At 65.6% G+C, this 26,342-nt stretch carries 32 protein-coding genes; 19 read left to right on the top strand and 13 right to left on the bottom strand.

Going from position 1 to position 26,342, the window contains the following annotated elements:
• Positions 1 to 5: 5 nt before the first annotated feature.
• The gene (locus tag ABLE92_RS24165) at positions 6 to 1,514 is read right to left on the bottom strand and encodes an MFS transporter (RefSeq protein ID WP_348807344.1); all 1,509 of its coding nucleotides are present in this window, start codon (positions 1,512 to 1,514) and stop codon (positions 6 to 8) included.
• Positions 1,515 to 1,632: 118 nt separating this feature from the next.
• On the opposite strand from ABLE92_RS24165, the gene ABLE92_RS24160 reads away from it, so the two are divergent.
• Both ABLE92_RS24160 and ABLE92_RS24155 read left to right on the top strand, forming a co-directional pair.
• Complete coding sequence (locus ABLE92_RS24160) at positions 1,633 to 2,130, top strand: MarR family winged helix-turn-helix transcriptional regulator (RefSeq protein ID WP_348807343.1); 498 nt, start codon at positions 1,633 to 1,635, stop codon at positions 2,128 to 2,130.
• A gap of 38 nt (positions 2,131 to 2,168) precedes the next feature.
• A complete protein-coding gene (locus ABLE92_RS24155; RefSeq protein ID WP_348807342.1) occupies positions 2,169 to 3,032 on the top strand; it encodes an SDR family oxidoreductase in 864 nt (287 codons plus the stop codon).
• Between the two features lie 169 nt (positions 3,033 to 3,201).
• Here ABLE92_RS24155 and ABLE92_RS24150 read toward each other — a convergent pair whose 3' ends face one another.
• Complete coding sequence (locus ABLE92_RS24150) at positions 3,202 to 3,492, bottom strand: hypothetical protein (RefSeq protein ID WP_348807341.1); 291 nt, start codon at positions 3,490 to 3,492, stop codon at positions 3,202 to 3,204.
• A 94-nt stretch (positions 3,493 to 3,586) separates the two neighbouring features.
• On the opposite strand from ABLE92_RS24150, the gene ABLE92_RS24145 reads away from it, so the two are divergent.
• The 7 genes from ABLE92_RS24145 (at position 3,587) to ABLE92_RS24115 (ending at position 10,096) form a co-directional block, all read left to right on the top strand.
• Positions 3,587 to 4,450 carry a sulfurtransferase gene (locus tag ABLE92_RS24145; protein ID WP_348807340.1) on the top strand — a complete coding sequence of 288 codons (864 nt, stop codon included), beginning with the start codon at positions 3,587 to 3,589 and terminating at the stop codon, positions 4,448 to 4,450.
• Positions 4,451 to 4,597: 147 nt separating this feature from the next.
• Positions 4,598 to 5,611, top strand: a complete 1,014-nt coding sequence (locus ABLE92_RS24140; RefSeq protein ID WP_348807339.1) for a zinc-binding metallopeptidase family protein — start codon at positions 4,598 to 4,600, stop codon at positions 5,609 to 5,611.
• A gap of 151 nt (positions 5,612 to 5,762) precedes the next feature.
• Positions 5,763 to 6,197: a hypothetical protein gene (locus ABLE92_RS24135; protein ID WP_348807338.1), complete on the top strand. Its 435-nt coding sequence runs from the start codon at positions 5,763 to 5,765 to the stop codon at positions 6,195 to 6,197.
• A 132-nt stretch (positions 6,198 to 6,329) separates the two neighbouring features.
• A complete protein-coding gene (locus ABLE92_RS24130) occupies positions 6,330 to 7,517 on the top strand; it encodes an LLM class flavin-dependent oxidoreductase (RefSeq protein WP_348807337.1) in 1,188 nt (395 codons plus the stop codon).
• Between the two features lie 5 nt (positions 7,518 to 7,522).
• A complete protein-coding gene (locus tag ABLE92_RS24125) occupies positions 7,523 to 8,020 on the top strand; it encodes an NAD(P)H-dependent oxidoreductase (RefSeq protein ID WP_348807336.1) in 498 nt (165 codons plus the stop codon).
• Positions 8,017 to 8,520, top strand: coding sequence for a flavin reductase family protein (locus ABLE92_RS24120; protein WP_348807335.1), 504 nt, complete (start codon positions 8,017 to 8,019; stop codon positions 8,518 to 8,520). Before ABLE92_RS24125 ends, ABLE92_RS24120 begins: the two co-directional genes overlap by 4 nt.
• Before the next feature lie 61 nt (positions 8,521 to 8,581).
• A complete protein-coding gene (locus ABLE92_RS24115) occupies positions 8,582 to 10,096 on the top strand; it encodes an APC family permease (protein WP_348807334.1) in 1,515 nt (504 codons plus the stop codon).
• On the opposite strand, the gene ABLE92_RS24110 is transcribed toward ABLE92_RS24115, so the two are convergent.
• A complete protein-coding gene (locus ABLE92_RS24110; protein WP_348807368.1) occupies positions 10,068 to 11,204 on the bottom strand; it encodes a metallophosphoesterase in 1,137 nt (378 codons plus the stop codon). The two genes, ABLE92_RS24115 and ABLE92_RS24110, sit on opposite strands and share 29 nt — an antisense overlap.
• Positions 11,205 to 11,309: 105 nt before the next feature.
• On the opposite strand from ABLE92_RS24110, the gene ABLE92_RS24105 reads away from it, so the two are divergent.
• Positions 11,310 to 11,792, top strand: coding sequence for a GAF domain-containing protein (locus tag ABLE92_RS24105; protein ID WP_348807333.1), 483 nt, complete (start codon positions 11,310 to 11,312; stop codon positions 11,790 to 11,792).
• A 491-nt stretch (positions 11,793 to 12,283) separates the two neighbouring features.
• Positions 12,284 to 12,760 carry a glutathione peroxidase gene (locus tag ABLE92_RS24100; protein ID WP_348807367.1) on the top strand — a complete coding sequence of 159 codons (477 nt, stop codon included), beginning with the start codon at positions 12,284 to 12,286 and terminating at the stop codon, positions 12,758 to 12,760.
• Positions 12,761 to 12,771: 11 nt separating this feature from the next.
• On the opposite strand, the gene ABLE92_RS24095 is transcribed toward ABLE92_RS24100, so the two are convergent.
• A complete protein-coding gene (locus ABLE92_RS24095; RefSeq protein WP_348807332.1) occupies positions 12,772 to 13,653 on the bottom strand; it encodes a formate/nitrite transporter family protein in 882 nt (293 codons plus the stop codon).
• 100 nt (positions 13,654 to 13,753) lie between these two features.
• Positions 13,754 to 14,764, bottom strand: a complete 1,011-nt coding sequence (locus ABLE92_RS24090; RefSeq protein WP_348807331.1) for an acrylyl-CoA reductase family protein — start codon at positions 14,762 to 14,764, stop codon at positions 13,754 to 13,756.
• A 157-nt stretch (positions 14,765 to 14,921) separates the two neighbouring features.
• Between ABLE92_RS24090 and ABLE92_RS24085 the strand changes: the two genes are divergently transcribed.
• The 3 genes from ABLE92_RS24085 to ABLE92_RS24075 all read left to right on the top strand — a co-directional run bounded on the left by ABLE92_RS24085 (position 14,922) and on the right by ABLE92_RS24075 (position 17,635).
• Positions 14,922 to 15,365, top strand: coding sequence for a cupin domain-containing protein (locus tag ABLE92_RS24085; RefSeq protein WP_425476262.1), 444 nt, complete (start codon positions 14,922 to 14,924; stop codon positions 15,363 to 15,365).
• A 277-nt stretch (positions 15,366 to 15,642) separates the two neighbouring features.
• A complete protein-coding gene (locus ABLE92_RS24080) occupies positions 15,643 to 16,431 on the top strand; it encodes a hypothetical protein (protein WP_348807329.1) in 789 nt (262 codons plus the stop codon).
• Between the two features lie 391 nt (positions 16,432 to 16,822).
• Positions 16,823 to 17,635, top strand: a complete 813-nt coding sequence (locus tag ABLE92_RS24075) for an SDR family NAD(P)-dependent oxidoreductase (protein WP_425476288.1) — start codon at positions 16,823 to 16,825, stop codon at positions 17,633 to 17,635.
• A gap of 4 nt (positions 17,636 to 17,639) precedes the next feature.
• Here the strand turns inward: ABLE92_RS24075 and ABLE92_RS24070 are convergent, their stop codons facing one another.
• Positions 17,640 to 18,539: an alpha/beta fold hydrolase gene (locus tag ABLE92_RS24070; RefSeq protein ID WP_348807328.1), complete on the bottom strand. Its 900-nt coding sequence runs from the start codon at positions 18,537 to 18,539 to the stop codon at positions 17,640 to 17,642.
• Positions 18,540 to 18,587: 48 nt separating this feature from the next.
• Here ABLE92_RS24070 and ABLE92_RS24065 point away from each other — a divergent pair, with 48 nt between their 5' ends.
• Positions 18,588 to 19,241: a winged helix-turn-helix transcriptional regulator gene (locus tag ABLE92_RS24065; RefSeq protein WP_348807327.1), complete on the top strand. Its 654-nt coding sequence runs from the start codon at positions 18,588 to 18,590 to the stop codon at positions 19,239 to 19,241.
• Between the two features lie 53 nt (positions 19,242 to 19,294).
• Complete coding sequence (locus ABLE92_RS24060; RefSeq protein ID WP_348807326.1) at positions 19,295 to 19,531, top strand: hypothetical protein; 237 nt, start codon at positions 19,295 to 19,297, stop codon at positions 19,529 to 19,531.
• A gap of 11 nt (positions 19,532 to 19,542) precedes the next feature.
• On the opposite strand, the gene ABLE92_RS24055 is transcribed toward ABLE92_RS24060, so the two are convergent.
• Positions 19,543 to 20,214 carry a YoaK family protein gene (locus ABLE92_RS24055; RefSeq protein WP_348807325.1) on the bottom strand — a complete coding sequence of 224 codons (672 nt, stop codon included), beginning with the start codon at positions 20,212 to 20,214 and terminating at the stop codon, positions 19,543 to 19,545.
• Positions 20,215 to 20,283: 69 nt separating this feature from the next.
• Here ABLE92_RS24055 and ABLE92_RS24050 point away from each other — a divergent pair, with 69 nt between their 5' ends.
• Positions 20,284 to 20,661, top strand: a complete 378-nt coding sequence (locus ABLE92_RS24050) for a DUF2510 domain-containing protein (RefSeq protein WP_348807324.1) — start codon at positions 20,284 to 20,286, stop codon at positions 20,659 to 20,661.
• A 5-nt stretch (positions 20,662 to 20,666) separates the two neighbouring features.
• On the opposite strand, the gene ygiD is transcribed toward ABLE92_RS24050, so the two are convergent.
• Positions 20,667 to 21,443, bottom strand: a complete 777-nt coding sequence (gene ygiD / locus ABLE92_RS24045) for a 4,5-DOPA-extradiol-dioxygenase (RefSeq protein WP_348807365.1) — start codon at positions 21,441 to 21,443, stop codon at positions 20,667 to 20,669.
• A gap of 128 nt (positions 21,444 to 21,571) precedes the next feature.
• On the opposite strand from ygiD, the gene ABLE92_RS24040 reads away from it, so the two are divergent.
• Entirely contained in the window at positions 21,572 to 22,087 is a 516-nt protein-coding gene (locus ABLE92_RS24040) for a MarR family winged helix-turn-helix transcriptional regulator (protein WP_348807323.1), read from the top strand.
• Positions 22,088 to 22,104: 17 nt separating this feature from the next.
• On the opposite strand, the gene ABLE92_RS24035 is transcribed toward ABLE92_RS24040, so the two are convergent.
• The 4 genes from ABLE92_RS24035 to ABLE92_RS24020 form a co-directional block, all read right to left on the bottom strand.
• Positions 22,105 to 22,626 carry a methylated-DNA--[protein]-cysteine S-methyltransferase gene (locus ABLE92_RS24035; protein WP_348807322.1) on the bottom strand — a complete coding sequence of 174 codons (522 nt, stop codon included), beginning with the start codon at positions 22,624 to 22,626 and terminating at the stop codon, positions 22,105 to 22,107.
• Positions 22,627 to 22,648: 22 nt separating this feature from the next.
• The gene (locus tag ABLE92_RS24030) at positions 22,649 to 22,990 is read right to left on the bottom strand and encodes a DUF1801 domain-containing protein (RefSeq protein WP_348807321.1); all 342 of its coding nucleotides are present in this window, start codon (positions 22,988 to 22,990) and stop codon (positions 22,649 to 22,651) included.
• A gap of 39 nt (positions 22,991 to 23,029) precedes the next feature.
• Positions 23,030 to 23,551 (bottom strand): hypothetical protein, encoded by a 522-nt coding sequence (locus ABLE92_RS24025; RefSeq protein ID WP_348807320.1) that lies wholly within the window; start codon positions 23,549 to 23,551, stop codon positions 23,030 to 23,032.
• A gap of 93 nt (positions 23,552 to 23,644) precedes the next feature.
• Positions 23,645 to 24,397 carry a mycothiol-dependent nitroreductase Rv2466c family protein gene (locus tag ABLE92_RS24020; RefSeq protein WP_425476289.1) on the bottom strand — a complete coding sequence of 251 codons (753 nt, stop codon included), beginning with the start codon at positions 24,395 to 24,397 and terminating at the stop codon, positions 23,645 to 23,647.
• An 18-nt stretch (positions 24,398 to 24,415) separates the two neighbouring features.
• Between ABLE92_RS24020 and ABLE92_RS24015 the strand changes: the two genes are divergently transcribed.
• Positions 24,416 to 24,853, top strand: coding sequence for an NUDIX hydrolase (locus ABLE92_RS24015; protein WP_348807318.1), 438 nt, complete (start codon positions 24,416 to 24,418; stop codon positions 24,851 to 24,853).
• Positions 24,854 to 24,860: 7 nt separating this feature from the next.
• On the opposite strand, the gene ABLE92_RS24010 is transcribed toward ABLE92_RS24015, so the two are convergent.
• Positions 24,861 to 26,141, bottom strand: a complete 1,281-nt coding sequence (locus tag ABLE92_RS24010; RefSeq protein WP_348807364.1) for a lipase family protein — start codon at positions 26,139 to 26,141, stop codon at positions 24,861 to 24,863.
• Positions 26,142 to 26,342: the final 201 nt, after the last annotated feature.

The following is a 26,342-nucleotide window of genomic DNA, read 5'->3' as shown; positions in this document are numbered from 1 at the left end:
GCCGATCAGTGCGACGCCGCGGGCGACCGCGATTCCCCGCCGACCACCACACCGGAGGGGACCGGCTGCGGTCCACGCTTGGGGATGAGCAGCGTGATCGCGGCGCCGACGAAGGCGGCCAGAGCGCCCACCAGGAAGCAGAGCTTGAAGGTGGTGTGCGTCGGGACGTCGCTGCCGGCCATCGAGATCGTCGAGGTGGTCAGCAGTACGGCCATCACCGCCGACGAGATGGTGGTGCCGATCGAGCGCATCAGGCCGTTGAGGCCCACGGCGGCACCGGCTTCGGTCATCGGCACCGCGCCCATGATCAGCGTGGGCATGGCCGCGTAGCCGATGCCCACACCCGATGCGGCGATGATCGAGGCCAGCATGAGCTGCCACGGCGAGTTCATCAGGAACATCGCGATCAGATATCCGCTGCCGAGCACGGTGGCGCCGATCGCCAGGGTGTACTTGGCGCCGATCTTGTTCATCAGGGTGCCCGAGACCGGTGCGAAAACCAGCATCATCAGACCGCCCGGAGCCATCCAGAGGCCGGCGTGCAGCAGCGACTGCCCGAGTCCGACACCGGTTTCCTTCGGCATCTCCAGCAGCATCGGGATGACGATCGACTGGGCCATCATGCCGAAGCCGATGGCGATGGCGGCGATGTTGGTGAGCAGCACCGCCGGACGGGCGGTGGTGCGCAGGTCGACCAGCGGGTCGGTGGTGCGCAGTTCGAAGAAGCCCCACGCGACGAGGACGACCACGCCGGCGATCAGCAGGCCGAGGGTCTTGCCGTTCGCCCAGCCCCAGTCATTGCCCTTGGAGATCGCGATCAGTGCGGCACACAGGCCGATGGCGAGGCCGATGGCGCCGCCGATGTCGAGGCGACCGCCGACCGCGTCGGAGACATTCGGGACGACCACCACGACCAGCGCGACGACCACCGCGGACAGGATCGCCGAGATCCAGAACAGTCCGTGCCAGTTCCAGCTCTGCGCGATCCACGCCGACAGCGGCAGACCGATGGCGGCGCCGACGCCGAGGGTCGCACTCATCGCGGCGATCGCCATCGAGGTGATCCGGGGTGGGGTGACCTCACGCATGAGGCTGATACCGACCGGGATGAAGCCCATGGCCAGACCCTGGATGGCGCGGCCGGCGATCATCGGGATGACCGAGGTGCTCAGGGCGCACACGATCGATCCGATGACCAGCAGGACGGCGCTGGCCAGCATCACGCGGCGTTTGCCGAACATGTCGCCGAGCCGACCGGCGATGGGCATCGCGACGGCCGCGGCGAGCAGCGTCGCGGTGATGACCCACGACGCGTTGGATCGTGAGGTGCCGAGCAACTCGGGTAGTTCGGGCTGGATCGGGATGACCAGCGTCTGCATCAGCGATGCGATGAGACCGCCGAAGCACAGCGCGACGACGGTGGCGATCGCCGCTCCCTGCGACGAACCGTCGCGGGGGGTATCGGCGTAGGGGGCCGGATTCTCTGTTCCCGGCGAAGAATGCGCGTCAGACATGACACCTCCTTGGCTATGTGTAGGGTACATATGTACCGTACATAATCAACTCGGCGGTACGGTGCCGCGACAAATCGGACATCATGGACCGAACATCATGGACCGAGGGGGCCGGAGAATGGATGACGCGAACGTGGACGATGACCATGCGCCGTGGCCGTCGCCGCTGTATCGCGACCTCGTCGAGGAACTGAGTCGGCTGCACCGCCGCAAGGGGCAGTACCACGTCGACTCGATCCTGGAGGGCTCGGCGTTCGCCATCCTGCTGGTGCTCTCCGATGGCCGGCCCCGCACTCTGCGCAACCTCGCGGAGGACCTCGATCTCGAACAGTCGACGGTCAATCGTCAGGTCAACGCGGCCATCAAGTTGGGCTACCTGGAACGCTTCGACGTCGAGGGTTCGTTGAGTCGGATGGTTCGCCCCACCGATGCCGGACACGAGGCGTTCGTCCATGACGGCATGCTGCGGGTGCGGCGCCTCGAGCAGGTCTTCGCCGATCTCGCACCCGGCGAGCCCGACGCGCTCCTGCGAGAGCTGCAGGCATTCAATGAGGCCTACGATCGCGCACTGCGCGCCGAGGCCCGTGTCGACGGTGATCACCGCCGGCACGGATGACCGAGTCGCACAACGGGAATGACACGAGAGGGATCGTGATGGGTAGGTACGTCGTGACCGGTTCGGCATCCGGGATGGGTGCGGCCGTGGCAGAGGCCCTACGCACCGCCGGTCACACGGTGATCGGTATCGACCGTGACACCGCAGACGTGACGGCCGATCTGTCCACCGAGGAGGGGCGACGCGCCGCCATCGACGCGATCCTCGAGAAATCGGGCGGCGAACTCGCCGGCGCGGTGTTCGCCGCGGGTCTGGGTCCCGCACGTGATCGCGAACGCGTCATCGTCGAGGTGAACATGGCCGGCGTGACCGACCTGCTGGAGGCGTTGCGCCCTGCGCTCGCCGCCTCAGAGAAGGCGAAGGTCGTTGTCTTCGGCTCGAATTCGACGACCGCCACACCGTTCGTGCCGGCCCGGGCGGTACGCGCACTGCTGCGTGGCGACCGCGAACGCGCAACCGCCATCCTCCGGCGGCGTGGACCGATGTTGTCGGGCCCCGCGGCGTACGCGGCGTCGAAGATCGCGGTCACCCGGTGGTGTCGCGTGCACGGCACCGCTCCGGAGTGGGCCGGTGAGGGCATTCGCATCAACGTCATCGCGCCGGGCCCGGTGATGACCCCGCTGCTGAAATCGCAACTCGACGGGCCGTCGGCGAAGAACGTGCGCTCCTTCCCGGTTCCGGTGCGCGAATACGGAACCCCCGATCAGCTGGCCCAGTGGGTGATGCTAATGCTCTCTCCCGCAGCCGATTTCATGTGCGGCACCGTCGTCACCGTCGACGGTGGGACCGAAGCGCTTCTGCGGGGCCGGGATTGGCCGCGGGCGGTGCCGCTGCACACGGTGCCGCGGGTGCTGTGGCAGATGTATCGCGCACCGAAGAAGGGGCAGGTCGCGCAGTACTGACCCGGGCCCGGCGAGTGGGCGCCCATTTCCGTCGAGTGTGCGTCGAATTGCGTTGAGTGTGCGCTGTTTCCCGTCGAGTGTGCGTCGGATTGCGTTGAGTGGGCGCTGTTTCCCGTCGAGTGTGCGTCGAATCCCGTTGAGTGTGCGCTGCTCTGCGGCGAGTGGGCGTTCAGTCCTGGTCGTGCGGCCAGTTGCCCTGCGTGATCAGCTCTTCGAAGTTCTTGATGAGATGCGGATTCAGGTCGGTCTCCACGGCCTTCTCGTAGTCGCCGTCCCACTTGGCGAACCAGGAATCGTCGCGCTTCATCAGGAAGATGGGCCAGCCGTGGGTGATGTCGAGTTCGTCGAGGTAGAGGTCCGTCGAACCGTCCTCACGCATGTACCAGTACTGCTTGCCCGACTGCTCGAACGCTGCCACCTCGTCGGCCGTCACGTAGTACTCGCCATCTGATTGCTTCATGCCTGCGATCGTAGTGATCGTCACCCTCGATTGCGGATCGATCCGGGCGACCCGTTTAATCGAGACCGCACAGCCGATCAGGAGGAGAACGTCCATGACCGAGGTACTGATCGATGTCAACGCACTGACCGAGGAGATGCTGTCGGACCGGCCACCGGTCATCCTGGACGTGCGGTGGCAACTCGGGCGCACCGACGGTCATGAGCAGTACCGCGAAGGTCATGTGCCCGGTGCCGTCTGGGTGGATCTCGACACCGAACTCGCCGATCCGCCCACACCCGAGGCGGGTCGCCACCCGCTTCCGTCGCTGTCGCGATTGCAGGAGGCGGCACGCAGGTGGGGTGTCGACGACGCGTCGCCTGTGGTCGTCTACGACGACATCGGCAATCTCGCATCGGCACGGGCGTGGTGGTTGCTGCGCTGGGGTGGTCACTCCGACGTGCGCATCCTCGACGGCGGGCTCGCCGCGTGGCGGTCGGCCGGACTGCGCCTGTCGACCGGGGACACCGCACCCCGCCGCGGCACGATCACGCTGCGCGCCGGCGAACTGCCGAGCGTCACCATCGATGAGGTCGCGGCGTTGTCGGACCGGTTGTGCGCCGACGACGCGGCGGGCGACGCGCTCGTCGATGCGCGCGTCGACGAGCGGTACCGCGGTGAGGTCGAGCCGATCGATCCCCGGGCCGGCCACATCCCCGGGGCGGTGAACGTACCGACTGCGGGCAACCTCACCTCCGACGGGCACTTCCTGTCGGCGGCGGACCTGCGTGCCCGGTTCGCGGCGAACGGCATCACCGACGGGAAACAGGCCGTCGTCTACTGCGGATCGGGGGTCAACGCGGCGCACGAGATCGCCGCACTGGCGGTCGCCGGGATCTCCGGGGTGCTCTATCCCGGGTCGTGGTCGCAGTGGTCGGCCGACCCCGACCGTCCAACTGCAGGGGATTCGATAACCTGATGTGACATCCATCACCTTCATGTGCACGATTGGCCATGTGTTTCGACCAACAACTGGGCGCGGCATGCCCACCGATCAAGAAGCGATCGACAATGCCGCCGGACCGACCCCATGACCACATGATCGACAACCAAGGAGTGGCAAAGAGTGCGCGACTTCCACTGCCGTAAATGCGGCCAACAGCTGATCTTCGAGAACTCGCTCTGCCTCAACTGCGAGAGCCAGTTGGGATTCCACCTGCCGTCCCGCACGATTCAGGTGCTCGACGACAACGAGACGGCAACCGTCGACGATGTGCCGGTGGCCCGGTGTGCGAACGCACCGGTGGCCGCCTGCAATTGGCTCGTCGCCGTCGGCGACGATCTCCCGGCACTGTGCGAATCCTGCCGTCTGACCCGTACCCGGCCGGAAGACAGTGACACCAAGGCGATGGAGGCCTTCGCCGAGGCCGAACTGGCCAAGCGGCGCGTCATCGTCGAACTCGACGAACTCGGCCTGCCGATCTTCGGCAAAGACCAAGACCCCGCCGTCGGCCTCGCCTTCGACCTGCTGTCGAGTGCGAACGAATCGGTCATCACCGGCCATGCCGACGGTGTGATCACCCTGGACCTCGCCGAGGGTGACGACGTCCACCGCGAGCAACTGCGTGTGTCGATGGACGAGCCGTACCGCACCCTCATCGGACACTTCCGGCACGAGATCGGGCACTTCTATCAGATGGTGCTCGTCGGGGACGGCCCGAACCGCGCCCGCTACGAGGAGTTGTTCGGCAATCCGGACGACGACTATCAGGCCGCGCTCGACCGGCACTACAGCGAGGGCCCGCCGGCGAACTGGGAGGACGACTACGTGTCCTCCTACGCGACGATGCATCCGGCCGAGGACTGGGCCGAGACATTCGCGCACTACCTGCACATTCGTGACACGCTCGACACCGCAGCGGCGTTCGCTCTCGCCCCGGCCGGTGCGACCCTGGACGCGGACCTGCCCGGTCAGGTCGGTTTCGACCGGATCATCGAATGGTGGTTGCCGTTGACCTGGGCGCTGAACCAGATCAACCGCTCGATGGGTCATCAGGACCTGTACCCGTTCGTGCTGCCGCCGAAGGTTCTGGAGAAGATGGAGTTTCTGCACGAGTTGATCACGTCTGACGAGTCGTAAGGCATTGTGACCACCGACGGCGCCCTCGGCCACGCCGATGGCGCCGTCGCTCGTCTGCCCGTCGACCATGCTCAGCGGCCCTGACCAGGCACCGCGCGTGGTCCGATCGGGTGCTTACGAGGTCGCTCGCGGCGGCCTACAGTCGTCAGCTGTGGCCACCTCTGACCTCCTGAAGCCTCCGATGTGTATCGCAGTGGTTCTGATCGCGCTGTTCGCCGCCGGCTGTTCGACCGACGGAACGGCCGTGTCCGGCGAGGACACATCCGCCGCCTCGGCTGTGTCCGTGGAGCCGAATCTGGTTCTCGGTCAACCCGACGGCGCGTACTCGGTGGGTTATGGGTCGGTGCGACCTCCGACCTTGTCGCTGAGCTCGTTGTGTGCCAACACGATCGGCAACATCGTGTGGGAATCGTGGGGCGCGCCGACGGCGAGAGGGACGGGGACGGCCTGCCGAAGTGCCTCGGATTCTCGAGTACCGACGACGCTGGTCGCCTCCGACGTCGGGATGTGCGGAGGTGTCCGCGGCTATCGGTCGCTGTCGGTGACCTTGCAGGGGGAAGCACCCGAAGTGCGTTCGGTCTGCTGACGAGGAGGGTGGATGCCCAGGTAGGGACGGGTCCCGATCACCGCGGTCCAAACTCTTGGCGGGTCGTCGATTCTCGGGTGCAATCGTGGGGTTGTGCCCAGAGGACGACGATGAGAAATGGATTGAGCTGGCGTGAAGTTTCATTGGTTTCTTCCCACCAACGGCGGTGACGGACGCAGTGTGGTCGGCGGCGGTCACGGACTGGCGGCCGAGGCGTCGTCGCGCGCGGCGACGGTGCCCTACCTCGGACAGATCGCCCGCAGCGCCGAGCAACTGGGATTCGAGGCGGCGTTGACGCCGACCGGCGCCTGGTGTGAGGACGCGTGGGTGGCCACCGCCATGCTCAACAGCCTGTCCGAACGGCTCAAGTTTCTCGTGGCCTTCCGGCCCGGAGTGACCGCTCCCTTCCTGGCCGCGCAGATGGCGGGCACCTTCCAGAATCTGTCCGGCGGCCGGCTGCTGCTCAACGTCGTCACCGGGGGCGAGGACGCCGAGCAGGCGATGTTCGGCGACTTCTCCACCAAGGACGAGCGGTATGCGCGCGCCGACGAATTCCTCGAGATCGTGCGACGCCTGTGGACCGGGGAGACGGTGAACTTCACCGGACAGTACCTGTCGGTGGAAAATGCGACGCTGCACCAGATTCCGGACCCGGTACCGGAGATCTACTTCGGTGGCTCCTCGCCCGCCGGTATCGCGGTGGCCGCCAAACACGCCGACGTCTACCTCACCTGGGGTGAACCACCCGAGGCGGTGGCCGAGAAGATCGCCCGCGTCCGGCGCGCCGCCGAGGAACAGGGCCGGGAACTCGTCTACGGCATCCGCCTGCACACCATCGCCCGGGACACCTCCGAGGAGGCGTGGGCGGAGGCGAATCGCCTGCTCACCCACATCTCCGCCGACGACATCGCGCGCATCCAGTCGGGCCTCAAACGTTCGGCATCGGTGGGACAACAGCGAATGTTGGCTCTCAACAACGGTTCCAAGGACGATCTGGAGATCTATCCGAACCTGTGGGCGGGCATCGGCCTGGTCCGTGGCGGCGCGGGTACGGCGATGGTCGGGTCGTACACCGAGATCGCCGACCTCATCGAGGCCTACCACGAGGTCGGTATCGACGAATTCGTGTTGTCCGGGTATCCGCATCTCGAGGAGTCGTACTGGTTCGGCGAGGGCGTGCTGCCGGAGTTGACCCGGCGTGGTCTCTGGCAACACCCGGCGCCGCCGAACGTCCGGGCCGCATCCGTGCCCTTCGGCGCGCAGGCCCCCGTCTCTGCCCGCCCCGACAGCCGCCCGGCGACGGCGGTGTCGGCATCGTGACGACCGTGAGAACAGCTGTGGTGGTGGGCAATCCGAAGCCCGCCAGTCGGACCCTGTCCGCGGCGAGCTATGTGGCCACCCAGCTGACCGGTGCCGAACCGGATCTGATCATCGACATCGCCACTCTTGGTGCGGCAGTGCTGGATTGGTCCGATCCGGAGGTGTCGGATCTGGTGCGGCAGGTCGGCGAGGCCGACCTCGTCGTCGTCGCCAGTCCCACCTACAAGGCCGCCTACACCGGTCTGCTGAAGCTGTTCCTGGACCGATTTGCCGGTGGTACAGGACTTTCCGGTCTGGCCATCCCGTTGATGCTGGGTGGTTCGGAGGCGCATTCGTTGGCTCCGGAACTGGTGCTGCGGCCGGTGCTCACCGAGATCGGTGGCACCGTCCCCGGTCGCGGTCTGTACGTGGTGGATTCCCGTCACGACGATCCGTCGGCGTACGCCGACTGGTTGGCGGCCACCGCGCCCATCGTGTCCCGACAACTGGGAGTGCTTTCATGAGTGACTTCGCCACCAACCAGGATCTCGATGCGGCGCGACTACGCAAGGCCTTCGGGGTCTTCCCGACCGGCGTCGTCGCGGTGGCCGCCGAGGTCGACGGCGAGTTGATCGGTCTTGCCGCAAGCTCTTTCACCAGCGTCAGCCTCGATCCGCCGCTCGTCTCGATCTCTATCGCGAACACGTCGAAGACCTGGCCGGATCTGCGGCGTGCCGCCCACCTGGGCGTCACCGTCCTCGCCGAGCACCAGGCCGTCGTGTGCCGTCAGCTGGCCGGGCCGGTCGCCAACCGATTCGACGATATCGCGATCAAGGCCTCCGACGACGGCGCGGTCACCCTCGATGACGGTGTGGCGCACTTCGATTGCACCATCTACCGCGAGGTCGAGGCGGGCGACCACTTCATCGTTCTCCTCGAACTGCACGGCGTCGAACATCCCGAATCGGGCAATCCACTCATCTTCCACCGCAGTGGCTTTCCCAAGTTGGCCCAATTGGTTTAGGCGCTGTCGGTCTCCGGCGTGTTGGCTGCCGACCGACGCGGACGGGTCTAGCGTCGGAGGGATGACGCAGTTGGGCGGCATCTTCCGGAAGAAGCCCGTCGACACGGTGATCCATCAGAACGACGAGGGACACCAACTCGAAGGCGGACGACTCAAACAGACACTGCGGGCCCGCGATCTCATCGGGTTCGGCGTCGGCATGGTCATCGGTACGGGAATCTTCACGTTGACCGGCGTGCAGGCGAAAGACAATGCGGGACCGGCCATCATGATCTCGTTCGTGGTGGCCGGGGTCATCGCCCTGTTTGCCGCATTCTGTTACGCCGAACTCGCCTCCGCGGTGCCGACGGCCGGATCGTCCTACACCTACGCCTACACCACCCTCGGCGAGATCATCGCGTGGATCATCGGCTGGGATCTGATCCTCGAGTTCGCGCTCGGTGCGGCGGTGGTGTCCCGCGGGTGGTCGGGCTACCTGCAGGACGTCTTCAACCTGCCGACGACGTTCTTCGGTGAGGATTCGACGGTCAACCTGGGGGCGGTCGCGATCGCGTTGGTCCTCGGTGTGGTGGCGACCGTCGGTATCAAGGAATCGGGCTGGGTCACCAACGCGCTGGTCTATCTGAAGGTGAGCATCTGCGTCTTCGTCATCGTCGCCGGCCTCTTCTTCATCAAGGCGGCGAACTACACGCCCTTCATCCCGCCCGCGCAACCCACCGGCGGGGAAAGCGGCTGGCGGCAACCGTTGTGGCAGTGGATCTCCGGAGTGGAGGCGACGGCATTCGGGGTGGCCGGGGTGCTGTTCGCCTCGGCGGTGGTGTTCTTCTCCTACAGCGGTTTCGAGATCGTCGCGAACCTCGGCGAGGAGACCCGGCATCCCGCACGTGACATGGCCCGCGGCTTGTTGGGCACCCTGTTGATCTGCACGGTCCTCTACGTCGGCGTGTGCTTCGTGCTGGTGGGCATGGTGCATTACACCGATCTCAGCACCGGGGCGCCGCTGTCGGATGCGTTCAATCAGGTCGGATTGAGTTGGGCCGGTGTGCTTCTCGGGATCGCTGCGGTTGCCGGGCTGACGTCGGTGATCCTCGTCGACATCGTCGGCATGTCCCGCATCGGTTTCGCGCTGTCGCGTGATGGGCTGATCCCGCATTCGGCAGGCAAAATCCATCCGAAATGGCAGACCCCGTACCGCATCACGATGATCACCACCGCCGTCGTGGTGCTGCTCGCGGCGTTCGTCCCGTTGGCGGCATTGGCCGAGATGGTGTCGATCGGAACGCTGTTCGCGTTCCTGGTGGTCTCGATCGCCGTTCCGGTGCTGCGCCGGACCCAGCCGGATATGAAGCGGCCCTTCCGTGTTCCGTGGTCACCGGTCCTGCCGATCGTCTCCGCGATCTGTTGCGCGGGACTGATGGTGAACCTCGCCATCGAGACCTGGTTGCGGTTCGTGGTGTGGCTGGTCATCGGACTCCTCATCTACGCCTTCTATGGGCGATCGCACGCGAATCTGGCGCGTGCGGGCCGAGATTCGGGCGCCGGTGAGGTCAACCGCGGTGCAGTTCCAGGATCGTGACCTCGGGCGGTGCGCCGACACGCACCGGTGGGCCCCACGCACCGGCACCGCGCGTCGTGTACAGCACGGTGTTGCCGACCTTATCCAGGCCCTCGACGGACGGCTGCTGGAGGGGTACGAGATAGCGGATCGGCCAGATCTGACCGCCGTGCGTGTGGCCTGACAGCTGAAAGTCCACACCGAGATCGGAGGCCTGCAGCGCCTGACGCGGTTCATGGGCGAGCAGGAGCCGGAACCTGTCGGGGTCGCTGCCGTCGAGCGCCTCGGGAAGGTCCGGTTCATAAGGTTTCGGTGCCGTGTAGTCCTGGATGCCCACGACGTCGATCGTCGCACCGTCGTGGGTGACCTCGACTCGTTGATTGCGCAGTGTGGTGATGCCGAGCTGCTCCCAGTGGTCGAGCCAGCGTCCCCCGTCGTCGGCGTAGAACTCGTGATTGCCGCTGACCCCGAACACTCCCAGCGGAGCTCGGAGTTGGGCGAGGGGGTCGATGTCGGCACCGACCTCGGCGACGGTGCCGTCGGCGAGATCGCCGGTGATGGCGATCAGGTCGGGCTTTTCGGCCATGACCTCGTCGACGACCTGCTGGGTGAAGTTGCGTCCGCGTGCGGGGCCGACGTGGAGGTCGGAGATCAGTGCGACGCGGATGCCGTCGAACTGCTCGGGCAGTTGCGGGAGGGTGACCGTCGTCTGCGTGACGCGTGGTGAAGCTGCTTCCCAGACGCCGTACGAGGTGGTGACGAGTGCTGCGATGACGACGACGCCGGTGGTGACGCGTACTGCGAGGAGGCGGCGTCGTCGCCCGGTATCGCTGGGTCTGACCCGCAGGACCAGTCGCCAGATCAGCGACATCAGGCCGACCACGATGAATCCGAGAACCAGGTAGAGAACCACGGCGAGCCACGTCAGCCCGAGCCACGCGGGGGCCCGGAAGGCGGACGGGTTGAGTTCGCGTCCGGTGGCGATGCCGACCACGGCGAATGCCCACATGATGACGAGCACGGCGTCGGCGACGATCGACCACGGGCGCGGCATGGCCGTGGCACGAACGATGCGGCGGTGCAGCCAGAAGGTGATGAGCGCGAGGAACGCTGCGAAGACGAGGATCATGATGATCTCCCAACCTACCGGAATGTCGGAGATGGGCGGATCGGCGGATGGAATCGGGGTGATCGGTGGGTGGGTGAACCCCTGCGAGGTGGGCATGATGGGGTAATGAGCTTTGAGCTGTCGACAGATGCGGAATGGACCTACGACGAACTCGAGTCCGCAGCGGCAACGCTGGTCGCCGACGAACATGACCGGATCGCGAATGCCGCCAACATCTCATCGCTGATCTATCACTCTGTGCCCCGACTGAATTGGGTTGGTTTCTACCTCTTCGACGGCACCGAGTTGGTGGTGGGGCCGTTCCAGGGCAAGCCGGCGTGTGTTCGGATTCCGCTGGATCGTGGTGTGTGTGGCGCGGCCGCACGGACCCGCCGGACTCAACGGGTGGCCGACGTTCACGCCGTGCCGGACCATATCGCCTGTGACGCGGGGAGTCGGTCGGAGTTGGTCGTCCCGCTGGTCGCCGACGATGGCACACTCATCGGTGTCTTCGACATCGACAGTCCCGACGCGGATCGGTTCAGCGACGACGATCAGCGAGGGCTCGAGGCTGTCGCGGCGGTGTATGTGCGGTCGTTGCAAGTCTGATCGGACGAAGTCGGCTGGCGGCCGCACGGTGACGGTTGTCGAGGTAGCGTACGCTGTGCACCAGCCACGGGATCGTTGACCGCCGAGCGCGCCCTTGTCCCGCTGGTCGAGCCTTTTGTCCCGCTGGTCGAGGTGCGAGGAGCGCTAGCGACGAGCCTCGAGACCTGTTGTGTTGCTGCTGGTTCCGTATCAGCATTGTCGCAAGGCTGGCGCTCCGGATCGGCTCGACCGACGAGATGCGGGAGGCTCGACCGACGGGAGGGGCGGCTCGACAGGCGGGACGGGGATCGACCGACAGGGTGGGTCGTTCGACCGAAACCAGAGCGCTGTCAATGGAATTCAGAGCGCTGTCAACGCGGTCGAGGTGTCCGAGGGCGGGCTGCCTGCGTGGGATGAGTGCAATGGTGGTCGGCGACGTAACCGGGCCGTAGGGTGAGAAGCCAGACGTGCCGCAACCAGCGAGCGTGACACCGACGGAACAGGGGATGGCCGTGACCAGCGCCTATGACTTCACTGCAACCGACATCGACGGCAATCCGGTGGATCTCGAGAAGTACCGGGGCCATCCGATGCTGATCGTCAACACCGCGTCGAAGTGTGGTTTCACACCCCAGTACGAGGGACTGGAGAAGCTGCACCGCGAGTACGCCGACAAAGGCCTGGTGATCCTCGGTTTTCCGTGTGACCAGTTCGCTCATCAGGAGCCCGGCGATGAGGCGGAGATCAAGAATTTCTGTTCACTCACCTACGATGTGACATTCCCGATGTTCGCCAAGGTCGACGTCAACGGTGATCAGGCGCATCCGCTGTATCAGTGGCTGCGCCAACAGAAGTCGGGAGTTCTGGGTTCACGGGTGAAGTGGAACTTCACCAAGTTCCTCGTCGACAAGTCCGGTGCGGTGGTGGACCGATTCGCTCCGACGGTCAAGCCCGAGAAGCTGACCGACGACATCGACAAGGTGCTCTAACGCCACCGGCGTCAGGACTTACGCCGGTGGCGTAGATGCGGCAGGTGGGTGTCGTGCTCGTCGTTGACCCACGCATAGTAGATGCCGATGAGTAAACCACCGCCGATGAAGTTGCCCGCCAACACGATTCCGAGATTTCCCAGCGCCGGCCACAGGTTCACGTCGCCATGCATGCCGACGATCATGAACAGGACGGTGTTGGCCACCGAATGTTCGAAGTCCAGGAAGGCGAAGACGAAGACGGAGGTGACCATCGCCATGCATTTGGCGATGTCCTCCACCAGATAGCCGTTGTACACCAGCAGCATCGCCATGTTGATCATGAAATTGCAGAGGATGGCGCGGATGAACAGGTCCATGCATCCGGAGAAGCCGTCGGTGACGTAGCCGGTCTTCACCTCGACGGCATGGTGCATGGCTTCGAGGACCGGTCCCTCGATGAGGGTGGTGCCGCGCAAGAGTAGCGCGATGAACAGGCCGCCCAGGATGTTGCCGAGGTAGCAGAACGCCAGGATGCGGATGAACAGCATCGGGGTGAGCCGTCGGTAGTAGGCGCCGACGGAGACGATCATCATGTTCGATGTGAGCAGTTCGGACTTGGTGTAATAGATGAACACCAGTGCCCACCCGAAGATGAAGGCTCCGATGAGTTTGCCCACCGCGTGCAGTTGCTCGGGCGTCGATCCCATCTGATTGAAGGCGGCGACGATCGTGTAGTTGATGACGTAGAAGATGGCGATGATGGCGCCGGCCATCGCTGCGCGTTGCAGGAACCGTCGCCGCATGTGGCCGGTCATCTTCTTCTTCGACTCGAGCACGTCGAGCGTGGTGCTGATGAAGAACTTTCCCGGGAACAGTTTGTTCACGTCGAAAGCCGGTGACGGATCGGTCATGCATCAACGGTGACAGACATCGGCGGTGTGTGCTCGTCGATTGGGACACCCACGCGCCCCGATCGTCGTCGGGGCGCGTGGGGGTGTCCTGGCTGCGGGGTCAGGCGGAGTCGCCGAGAACCCGCACCACCGTCCGGCCGGTCATCTTGCCCGCACGGATCAAGTCGAGGGCGGCGGGTAGGTCGTCGAGTCCGATCTCGGCGATGACGGCATCGAGGTGTGTCGGGCGTAGGTCGCCCTCGATTCGCGACCAGATGGCCCGTCGGAGATCGGCCCCGATGAGGACCGAATCGATGCCGAGCAGGGCGACGCCTCGCAGGATGAACGGCATCACCGTGGTCGGCAGGTCGGCACCGCCGGTGAGTCCGCTGGCGGCGACCGCACCGCTGTGGTTCATCGTGCTCAACACGTAGGCGAGGGTCTTGCCGCCGACGCAGTCGACCGCGCCCGCCCAGACCGATTTACCGAGTGGGCGGATCTTGGTCTCGTCGTCGACGAGGCGGCCGACGACCTCGGCGGCGCCGAGTGTGGTGAGCAGTTCGGCGGCCTCCGCCTTTCCGCTCGAGGCGGTCACCGAGAAGCCCTGTGCGGCAAGGATGTCGACGCTGACGGCGCCGACGCCGCCGCTGGCTCCGGTGACGACGACGGGCCCGTCATCCGGTGTCAGGCCGTGATCGAGGAGGGCTGCCACGCTCATCGCGGCGGTGAATCCCGCAGTGCCGATGGCCGCGGCGTCGCGGGTGGACAGCGAGGTGAGCTTCACGACCTGCGCCGCCGGCACACGGGCGTAATCGGCGTAACCGCCGTGCTGTTCGGTACCGATCGGGCCGCCGTGCGCGACGACGCGGTCACCGGGGGCGAAATCCGGGTCGGTGGATTCGATCACCTCGCCGGCGATGTCGATGCCCGGGATGATCGGGTAATTGCGCACCACGCCGCCGCGCGGCGTCACCGCAAGGGCGTCCTTGTAGTTGACGCCGGAGTACTGCACCGCGATCGTCACGTCGCCGCCGGGCAGGTCCGCCGCGGCGAAATCGGTACGGTCCACGGTGATCGCGCCGTCGGATTCCGTGGCCACGAGCGCAGTGAATTGGTCGGGGACGGTGCTCATCGTTGTGCTCCTGGAGTTGGGGTGTCACGTCGTCGGGTGTCACGTGGTCCACATCGTGCCACCGGATGGGGTGTGCGAACCAGGTGGGTCTTGCCGAAACGGCTCCGACCGGCGTGAACGGCAGTACCGTCGACGAATGAGGCAACTCGCACGCGGCATGCTGGTGATGGTCTCGGTGGTGCTGTGTGTCGGTCTCGTGCCGGCGATCGCGCGGGCGACGCCGTCGTCCGGGGTCCCCGCGGTCACGTTCGCGGAGGGAGACATCCCGGCAGATCTGTTGCCGTTCGTCCCCGAGGGGGTCCACGTCGCCGTTCGGGAGATCACGATCGCTCCGGGTGGGACGACCGGCTGGCACTATCACGATGGCCAACTGGTCGGTCTGGTCCGGGCCGGAACCCTGACTCATCCCGGAGCTGACTGCAAGCCGGTGATCTACCGGACCGGGGACATCATCAAAGAACCGGCGGGACAGTCCAATACGCACGTCGGCCGGAATCTCGGGAACACGCCGGTGGTCCTGGACGTGCTGTACCTGATCCCGTTGGGCAAGCCACTTTTCGAGGACGCACCGGCCCCTGGATGCGACGCTCTCGCGGAGTGAGGCGTACGGGTGGGCGCGGCGGCGAGGCGCTGCGGTGCCGAGTTCCGTTGACAGCGCCCTGAATTCCGTTGACGGCGCTCTCAATGTCACTGACAGCGCTCGAGTCGACGTTCACGGCGCTCTGGTTTGGCCAACCGGCACTACGCTGAGCGCTGTCAACGACGAGGCGGGCGGATACTCCCGGTGGCACCCTCGCATGCTCGTGACCTGCTGCGCAGCGCGGTCGCGCAGCTAAATTTAGTACCGTCGTAACCTGCAGAGTTTCGAAGGGGCGCACATGAACGTCGATGAGATCCGTAGGTCTTTCTACGGGACGTGGCACGCTACCTATCTGGAGCTCGATGACCTGACCGCCAAGGAGGCGCAAGACCTGCCCACGATCTGGCGGGAGTTGGTCGCCTCTGGTAATGGGGCGGGTGGTGCCGTCGCCTCGCTTTGGCGGCAGTTCTGCCCGCGTCTTCCTCGTGTCGCGGACTTCTTGGAGGAGAACCTGATTCAGGTCGGGCTGTCGCGGATGACGACTCCGCACCACGTGGTCCGAGATTTCCAACTTGGCGACCGCGCGGGTTACGACACCACCGACATCGCGCTGGTGTACATCACTCGGGATCTGGATCACGTCGCGACATTCAACGCGTGGATCGGACGCCAACCGTTTCGACATGAGCTGCCTGCGTGGTGGGGTTCTGCCCGGTCGGTGTTGGGCGATCTCGCGACTGAGTTCCACGACGGCTTCATGCTCGACTCGTGGGACCAAGGGCTCCTAGCGATTCTGGACATGCCGACAATGTCCGAGCTATGGATCGACTACGTCGACCCCGATGCGGAGATGATGTACGTCCACCGCGAGGGCGACTACCAGGTCGCGGTGCCGCGCGATCTATGGCCGGACTTCTCGCAACTGCGAGTAATCGCTGAAGGCACGACTAACCGAGCGTGGGCGGTCGACCAGCGACGAACTGACAACACCGGCTGGGGCGATGGCGCCGACACACTCGCTCCCATCAGCGATCTCGCGCATTCAATCGAGGACATGCTGTGTGAACTCATGATCCCCAGGACGTAGTGGTTGAGACCAGTGTCGATTGAAGATGTTTCGCAAAGGCCTTCGCGCCGCAGATACGCGCCGCCCTCTGAGTGGTGTATGGCCACCCCTGGTGGCCGCGCAGTCGGAAGCCTGCGTTTAGCAGCGGGCTGCGAGTGCGATGTCCGAACCTTCGCCTAGATGATTGATTCGCAGCTCAGTGGTCGTAGGCGGTCAGTGATCGCTTGATGTCGGCGCGCTGTCAACGACGAGGCGGGCGCTGTCAACGACGAGGCGAGTCGATCGTCCTTGGCCGGGTGGGGTCGGTCTGTAGGGTCGGGAGTGGGCGGGCGACCGCGGCCGTTCACTTGCCAAGCGTGACGACGAGCTCTGAGGAGAGGGGTGACGGCACGTGCCGACCCGTTAGACCATCGTGATCACCGGTGCCAGCGACGGTATCGGCGCGGCAGCCGCCCGCGAACTGGCGGGGCCCGACGTCGACCTCATCCTCGTGGGTCGCTCGGCCGACAAACTCGCCAAGGTGACCGCCGACACCGGAGCTGTCGGATTGACCGCGGACTTCGCCCGCCTCGATGACGTCCGCGCGCTCGCCAAGGAGATCGCCGACCGCACGACGTCCATCGATGTCCTGCTGAACAATGCCGGCGGCACCTTCGAACCGACGCCGCCGACGGTCGATGACCATGAACCCAACTTCCAGATCAATCATCTGGCGCCGTTCTTGCTGACCAACCTGCTCCACGACCGACTCGCCGCAGCCGAGTCCGGTGCGCTCGTCGTCAACACGTCGAGTATCGGCAACCTGATCGGCCGCGTGGACCCGACCGATCTCGACTTCCGGCGCCGCCGCGCAACACAATTCCGCGCCTACGGCACCAGCAAGTTGGAGAACATCCTGTTCACCCGCGGTATCGCCAAGCGGTGGCGCGATGACGGGATCGTCTCTGCGGCAGTGCATCCGGGTGCTGTGGCGTCGAGTTTCGGACGCGACTCCTTTGTCATCGGGCTGCTGTACCGGACGCCGCTGAAGCGACTGGGTCCGATCACGCCGGAGCAGGGTGCCGCGGCGCTGATCGACCTGGTTCATCGGGGTGCCGATCCGGACATCAACGGCGTGTACTTCTCCCGGCATCGCGCACGCGGACCGGAGAGCCGACAAGCGCACGATCCCGAGTTGATCGACCAGTTGTGGACGGTGTCAGCGGAGTTGGTGGGACTGGACTGACCCGCTACCCGCGTGTATCGAACCAGGTGCGGATGGCTGCGGCGAATTGATCGGGTGCATCCGACTGTACGAAATGGCTTGCACCGTGGATGATCTCGGTGTGATGATCATCGAAGGTCGATTCCCAGCGCTTCAGTTCCGAAGTCCCGAAGGCGATGTCGGCATCGGCCCAGATGATCAACGCGGGCATTGTCGCGAGGTCGGGCAACGCGTCCGCCACGGCGGCGAGGAAATCGTGTCCGGCGGTGAGTTGCCGGGGGAAGATCGATGACCCTTGCCGTCGTTGACCGGTGTCCAGGGCATTGCGGTAGTGGTTCATCTCGGCGTCAGAGGGCTTGCGGAGTTTGTGTCCCGCCGGAATCATCACGTTCACAAACAGATTGAACTGCCGGATGAGTAGCGACCCGATCGGGCCGCCCATCACATACGACATGATCTTCACGTGGGGTGCGGTCACCGGCCAAGCCCACGTGTTGGCGAGGATCAGCCCGGTGAACCGCGATCGATCCCGCGCGACGGCCGCCAGGCCGATCGGGCCGCCCCAATCGTGGGCCACCAGGGTCAGGTCGGTCAGATCCAACCGATCGATGAACGCGGTGACGATCCGGGTGTGATCCTCGGGCAGCGCGGTGTACTCGTCGGACTCCTCGGACAGCCCGAAGCCGGGATAATCCAGTGCGATACAACGAAATTGACCACGCAGGTCGCGGACGACGTCGCGGTAGACGAACGACCAGGTGGGGTTGCCGTGCAGGAAGAGCAGTGTGGCGCCCGGGGCGGTCTCGGGACCCTCGTCGACGTAGTGCACGACGTTGCCGTCGATCTCGATCACGTGGCTGGTGAACGGATAGAGCGATTCGTCGACCCAGTCGGGCCGGTGGCTGACCTGCATGGTGATGTCCATTCTCGGCTAGGGTTGATATGATCAAGGCAACTTTAAAATATCAAGCAGGTGGATGTGAGTAAAGACTACGGCCAGTACTGCGGGCTTGCACGCGCGCTCGACGTGGTGGGTGACCGATGGAACCTGTTGATCGTGCGACAGCTGTTGATCCGCCCGGCCCGCTACAGCGAATTGCGATCGGGTCTGCCCGGCGTGGCGACCAACCTGCTCGCCGGACGGCTGCGTGAGCTCGAGGCGGCGGGCGTGATCGAGCGACGCCTCGCCGACGACGCGGACGGCATCGAGTACGCGCTCACCCCCTGGGGCCGAGAGCTTCGCGAGCCGATCGAAGGCCTCATCCGCTGGTCCACACCGCTGATGACGCGCGGGCCGCAAGGTGATCAGTTCCGTGCCGAGTGGCTCGAACTCGCCCTGCCCGCGGTGCTGGCGGATCGGCCACGGCCGCGCCGGGCGGTGTCCATCCGAGTGGAGTTACCGGAGGGCACGATCGTGATCACCTCGACGCGTTCGGGATTCGAGTTCGGCGGATCCGCCGACGGCCCGGTGGACGCGGTCATCCGAACCGGCGCGGATGTGCTGCTCGGCGTGGCCGTGGGGATGCTTCCCGTCGACTCCCTCGACATCGACGGGGACCGGTCGGCCGTCTCTGCCGTCTTCGATCGATCAGGAATCGAGAAGCAACCCACCGGCCCGCGGTCATAACGTTGCGGTACCCGATGATTCAGACGGTTACCAACACCCCAGAGGAGCACCCGATGAAGACCATGACATGCCGTGAACTCGGTGGACCGTGCGACACCGCGCACCGCGGCGAGGACGCCAACGACGTGATCCACGCGCAGGACCAACATCTCAAGGATGCGGTCGCCGCCGGCGACGAGACGCACCGCGCCGCCGCCGACGATATGAAGGGCCGATGGCGTCGTCCGGTGTCCGGGATGAAGTGGTACCGCAAGGCGCAAAAGGATTTCGCGGCTCTGCCGGAGGACTGACGGCGAGCGACTCAGACGTTTCGGCGTTCGCGGCCCTCATCGACGACGAACATGACGAGGGTGACCGCGAGGAACCCGGCCGGGATCCACGCGGCACGCCCGTCGATCCATTGGGTGGTCGCCGCCCCGATCATCGCGCCGAGCGCGAAGGCCACGACCACGACGGAGTACACGGCAAAGGGTCGTCGGGAGTCGCGGTTACGGTCGATGAGGGTGCCGTATCCGGCTTCAACGAAGCGCATCAGGTTGCCGGTGGTGGCCACCGAGACGTAGTTGAGATCGCCGATGCTGCGGAACAATTCGATCTGCATCGCGGCAACGAAGGCGATCGGGACGGTGGCCGCATAGTGCGGGGCCGAGGTGGGGACGAAGCCGATGATCAACAGGATGATCGCCTGCAGTGCGATCGTCGAGCGGATCGGGTACGGGATGACCCCTTCGAGACGCCCCGCCCGCACATGAGCGGCGACGGCGACCCCGGCGACGAACGCCAGGATCGGCCAGACGTGGGCAATGGCCTGCGACCAATGTCGTTCGGACACTTCGATGGCGAAGAAGATGACGTTGCCGGTCTGCGCATTCGCGAATACCCCACCGCGGCAGATGAAGGTGTACGCGTCGAGGAAACCGTTGGCACACGTCAGCAGAAGCGCGAAACGTAGCGTCGTCGACGTCGAGAACATGGGCGCCTCCGGTCCGGGATCGTGTCGGTGCGATGGTAGGCGATGGCGATTGGCGATAGCCTGACGACCGTGAATGCTCCGTCCGGCCAACCGGGGTGGTACCCGGACCACGAGACCGACGGCGTACTGCGTTACTGGGACGGCACCGACTGGACCTCCCGGACCGCGCGCATCAGCGGCGCCCGGCGACGACACCCGACGGCGACCGCGGTCTCCACGATCGCCTTCATCCTTGCCGGACTCGCGCTGGTGCTGTTTGTCGTCGTGTCCTCGGCGGTGTCGGATATGTGCACCGCAACCTCTGGCGCCGACTACTTCTCGTGTGAGGCCACCAGGGGCTGGTGGGTTAGCACAGCGATCGTGTCCGGGTGGGCCGTCGGGATTCTGCTGATCGTCGGCATCGCCACGCGGGTGTATGTGTGGCGGGCTCGCCGATCTCGGCACTGACCCGATCAGCCCGCCACGTACGACGTCATCGACAGCGACCCGTAGGAGCAGCCGTCCACGAGAACCTCGGGGGCGTCGGGGGTTGACGTCGATGAGGCCGCGAGCATGCCGGCGAGATACACCGACGGAAGGAAATGATCCGGTGTCGGAACGGCTTTCGCGTAGTCGGCGTGCTCGGCCAGGGTGAGGTAGTCGGCCGGGTTCTCGAGCATCGTGGTGCGGGCGGCGTCGTCGAAGCGTTGGGCCCAGGCGTATCCGGTGTCGGGCCGGGAGAAGTCGACGGCCCGCAGGTTGTGGACGATGTTGCCGCTGCCCACGATGAGCACGCCCGATTCGCGCAGCGGTGCCAGTCGCGCACCGAGATCGAAGTGGTAGTCGAGGTCGCGTTCACCGTTGATGCTCAGCTGGACGACGGGGATGTCGGCGTCGGGGAATGCGTGCGCGAGAACCGACCACGCGCCGTGATCGATACCCCAGCTGTCCAGGTCGCTGCCGAGCCAGGTCGGCTTGACGGTTTCGGCGACCTCGTCGGCCAATTCGGGCAAACCGGGTGCCGGGTAATCGAAGTCGAACAGTTCGCGGGGGAAGCCGTAGAAGTCGTGGATGGTGCGGGGCCTGGACATCGCGGTGACCGCGGTGGCGTTGATGTACCAGTGCGCACTGATCATCAGGATCGCGCGCGGGCGGGGAACCGACTTTCCGAACCGCGCCCACGCCTGCGTGAACTGGTTGTGCTCGATCGCGTTCATCGGGTTGCCGTGACCGATGAAGGCCATCGGCATGACGGTGGGTGGGGTGCTGTCGACCATCGGGCTGTTCCTTCACTGTCCACCGGGGTGGATGAATCTTCATGTTTCTTCGAGGGTACTGCCATCTATATGAAAGTTCAAGTAGTTGCTAGGATGGTCCGGTGGCGTTGACCCCCGATCAGGAGCGGGCCTTCCGAGGTCTGCTCATGGTGTCGATGCTGCTCGACGATGCGCTCGACACCCAGCTGCGCCGCGACAGCGGACTGACGCACTCGCAGTACATCGTCTTGTTCCGGCTGTCGGAGGCGCCGGACCGGACGCTGGGCATGCGTCGGCTGGCGGTCCTGGCTCACGCCGAGCAGAGTCGGCTGTCGCACGCGGTGACCACGATGGAGAAGCGGGGATGGCTGCGTCGCACCAAGTCGGCCGACGCCGACGATCGGCGCGCGGTGTCGGTGACGCTGACCGACGCCGGGCTCGACATCGTGCGTGACGCCGCCCCGCGTCACGCCGACGAGGCGGGGAGGCTGATCTTCTCCGCCCTCGACGACGAGCGGCTGGCCGGGCTTAACGCGGCGCTCGACCGAATCGTGCCTCATCTGGCCGAGATCGGACTGGAATTGCCGACGGCGCAAGAAGATCCGATTCTGTGGGACGGGCGCGAATCGTCGTCCTGACGGATGATCGAGAACCGTCAGAACAGTCTCTCGGCACGACGCTCCGGCGGCTCCTCGAGGTCGAGGAGCCGGCGCTTGCGATCGAGGCCGCCACCGAAGCCGACGAGGCTGCCGTCGGCCCCGATGACGCGATGACAGGGAATGATGATGGCGATGGGGTTGCGGCCGACGACCTGCCCGACCCGTTGCGCGAGTTGACGATTGCCGAGTTCCTCGGCGATCGCGCCATAGGTGGTGGTCTCGCCGTAGCCGATGGTGTGCAGCAGTGCCCATGTCCGCTCGGAGAAGTCGTCACCGTGTGTCGCGAGGGGGAGGTCGAACTCGCGGCGTCGACCCGAAAGATATTCCACCACTTGGGCTCTGGCTCGATCCAGAAGGGAATCGTCGTCGGTTTCGACTCGGCGACCCGGCGGTGGCGTCGCCGGTGTCATCGACCGTTCGAAGCGCAGTCCGGTGAGGGTGTCTCCGGTGGCGACCACCACGAGTGGGCACAACTCGGTGGCGATGACGGTGTGCCGGACGTCGGGTGCGGTGTCCATGGCTCGGGTGTCGTGACGGCGACTACGCGCGGTTGTGTGCGACGGCCGCCCGAATGAGTTCGGTGAAGGCGTCGGAGTCCAGCACGTCGTCCTCCTTGATGTCCACGGCGCGGCGTGTGCCGGCGGTGAGGCTGGCGTTGAACACCTTTCCCGGATCGGGCAACGACGCCCCCTGTGCGAAGGTGAGCTTGATCTTGTCCTTGTAGGTTTCGAGCGTGCAGACGATCCCGTCGAGCGAAAAGGTGGGAACGCCATCGGGATTCGACGGCTTGCGCCACTTGACCTCTTCGGTGATCTCGGAGTCCGCGGCCAGGATCAGTGCGCGGACCTCGTCGGCACGTTCGGTTCGCCAGTCGGTCGTCATGTGCTCACAGTAACCCGCGAAGAGCGGGCGGCACAGCGGTCACGGAACCCGCAGAAGCACCGACGGGATCGGCAGATTCGGCCGGTGCGGGTCCATTCGGAGGCTGATGAGACCGGGACCGGTCCGGACATCGGCGTGCAGGACGTGCGTCGGCGCCGACGGCAGCATGGTGCCCGATACCCATCCGTTGGTCACACCATGAGCGCCGGTATTCAGGTTTCGCCAGTGAACGCTCACTCCGACGCTGCACGGCAGTGAGGTACCAGAGACGCCGAAGAATCCTCCGACCACCTGGATGTGGGCGGTGCCCGGTGCACTGGGTGCTGCCAGCAGACTGACCCGGCCGCCGCAGAGTGGACCGTCGGCCACCGTCCACAGTGGGCCGGCCAGCACGGTGCGGTTGACGGGTTCGGCCTTCGCGGTGACCGGTATCGCGGCCAGGAGCAGACACGACACCGCGATGACGCACCATCGGACCGGATGCAGGCGAATCGGGTGGCGGCGACGCCGGGCACGCGCTTCGCTGTTCGAGTTTTCCGATTTCGGATGAGTGAATGCCATCTCGGCGCCCTTCGATGGTGGGGTGCGCTGTTTCGGTACCGGTGTCATCGGCGTGCGGCGGACAATCGTTACTGCCGCACCGCAGGTTCGTGGTCAATGCTTCGTGCGGCGACTACCGGCGTGCCAGTCCTCGGAGGTTCCGACCTCGTCGACGTCGACGCCAAAAGCCTTGAGCTGCGGCTTCTCCCGAAGGCTGCGCTTGAGTTCGGCGAAGCCGGGGAAGCGTGCGAGACCGATCACGTGATCCCACAGTTCCAGCGCGCCGTCGGCGTCGGGCAGCCGACTGATCACCGGACCGAAGAAGGCGACGCCAGTGGGTGGTTCGAAGTGGATGATGGGCGTGCCGACATCGCGGCCGGTCAACGCGAGGGCCTCGTCGGTCTCGGCCTGGATCTCGGCATCGAAGGAGACGTCGTCGAGTGCGGCGAGGTGGTGGTCGGGTAAGCCGAGTTGCTCGAGGATCGGGCCGAGGAAGTCTGCGGTTCCCCGGAAATCGCGGTTGTCGACGAGATACGTGCCGGTATGCGAGTCGAAGATGCGAGTGCCGAACGCCTCGTAGAGCGGGCCGATCACCGCCCGACCATGCTCGGCGCGAACGCTCGCGGCGGCACGCAACAAGCGCAGTCCCGCGGTGTGCCCGGCCTCGTACTCCGGCGGGAAGTGCGCGGCGTAGTCGATGTGCGCGTTCAGCAGCCGCAGCGAGATGAACCGGAAGTCGACGGCGTAATCGCGTTGCGCCTGCACCATCCGCACCCATTTGCTGGTCATCCAGGCGAACGGGCACACCGGGTCGAAGTAGAAGTGGATGTCATCGGTATCGGTCGTGGGGTCGGTCATGGGGCCCATTGTCCTACCCTCGAGGAGATGACCGATGCCGACTTACCCAAGCATTTCGTGAGTGTCGCCGGCGTGGTGATCGACCGGGCCGGGCATGTCCTGGTGATCCGCCGCCGCGACAACGGAGCATGGGAAATACCCGGTGGTGTACTCGAAGTGGACGAATCGGTCGAACGCGGTGCGATGCGGGAGATCCGGGAGGAGACCGGTATCCTCGTGCGCGTCGACGGTCTGAGTGGTGTCTACAAGAATATGACCCGCGGTGTGGTCTCACTCGTCTTTCGATGCACTCCCATCGGTGGACAGGTGCGCACCTCCGACGAATCGTCGGCCGTCGAGTGGGTCACCGTCGACGAGGCCCGCACCCGGTTGAGCGACATGTTCTGGCTCCGCGTCGCCGACGCCCTGTCCGGTCGAGTGGCCACCAGGACCCACGACGGTCACCGCGAGGTCGGCGATGGGTAACCCGACCTCAGGGACATTCATTGGGAGCCGGGACGCCGCGCAATCGTGCGTCCAGCCAGGTCATCGCACCCGGGAAGCCGGTGAACATCGTGGTGATGTGCTCACCGAAGTACTCCCGGTAGACGGCGGTGGCGCCGAGTCGGCACTGCTCGGCGAACAGGTTCCGCGCTCCGGCCGCCGGTATCCACCACTCCTGGGCGCCGTTGTAAATATAGAGCGGCACAACGGATTTCTTGTCGGCCATCTTCGTCACCCGATAAATGTGCTCGGCGACCGGTGAGTGGAACGGGTCTCCGACGTTGGCCAGCAACTGCATCGGCATGAAGGTCTGACCGGCCAGCGCCTCGGGGATCAGGCAGACATTCTTCAGCGGCGATGTGGCGATCCACAGCGCGGGATTGTTGGCCATGGTGAGGATCTCGGGCCGCTCCCGGGCGATACCGAAGGTCGCGGCATGGAACAGCCCGGTGGCGAGGTTGGCGTTCATGCTGCCCACCAGCATGCGGAAGTCGGCGGGCACACCGCCCAGGGCGGCACCGACGAACCGTGGTGCCAGTTCGGGTGCGTAGCTGCCGAGCAGTTTCGCGGCGCCGTTGGTGGCGATCGCGCCGCCCGAGTAGCCGGTCATGGCGACTCGGCTGCGGCCAAACTGATCCGGTTCGAGAGCGCTCGCCGCCCGGACGGAGTCGAGGACGACATGTCCGGCGACGATCGGTTCGGCGTAGGCCATCCGCGGGCCCTGATGATCGGGAATCAGTACGGCGTAACCATGGGACAACGCCAGGGCCGTCGTCGGCGGGATGATGTCCGTCGGTCCGGTGGCGATGGAAAACCCATGGGCCAGTGTGTAACCGGGTGTGCATGCGGCGCCGAGCGAGTCGATGGGCAGGTTGTTCACCAGGATGGGACGCGGTCCCGGCGTCGGTGATGGTGCGCGCGGCACGATGAGTGTTGCGGTGCCGTAGCTCGGTCGGCCGAGTGCGTCGGTACTGCGGAACTTGATCAGGCGCGCCGAGGTGATCGGCGCGGTGACGACCGGAGCTGCGGTGGCCGTGACGTGGCGGACGGCGATGACGGTGCCCGGTGCCATGGCCGCGAGATTCGACGGCCACCGATCGAAGAGCGGATCGCCGGTGGGAGAGGGCAGCGTCGCCTCGCGGAGTTCCTCGACGCGCCGCGGAAAGCCCGGGGACTCCGCGCGCGGCGGGATCGTTTCCAGGTGCGGGTATGGCGGCGGGCCGATGACCCCGTTGATCGCCTGCGGGATCTGCGGGTTGATTCCCATCATGTTCGGGGGATCGGCGGTGGCGGGTGTTGCCGTGAGCGCCACCGCGAGAGCCGCGGCCGCACCCACCAGAAAGACCGTGACGACACGTGAACGCAAGGAGCGCAGTCGTTGTCGCGGTTGCCTGCTGTGTGTCACCGTGCCACCTCCCGATGGTGAGCGAAGCATCCCCGACCGATGCTCCGCTGTGTCGCACGATAGGGG

Source organism: Gordonia oleivorans, assembly GCF_040044975.1.
GTDB classification, from domain to species: Bacteria; Actinomycetota; Actinomycetes; order Mycobacteriales; family Mycobacteriaceae; genus Gordonia; species Gordonia oleivorans.
This window is presented reverse-complemented; position numbering and strand designations above follow the sequence as displayed.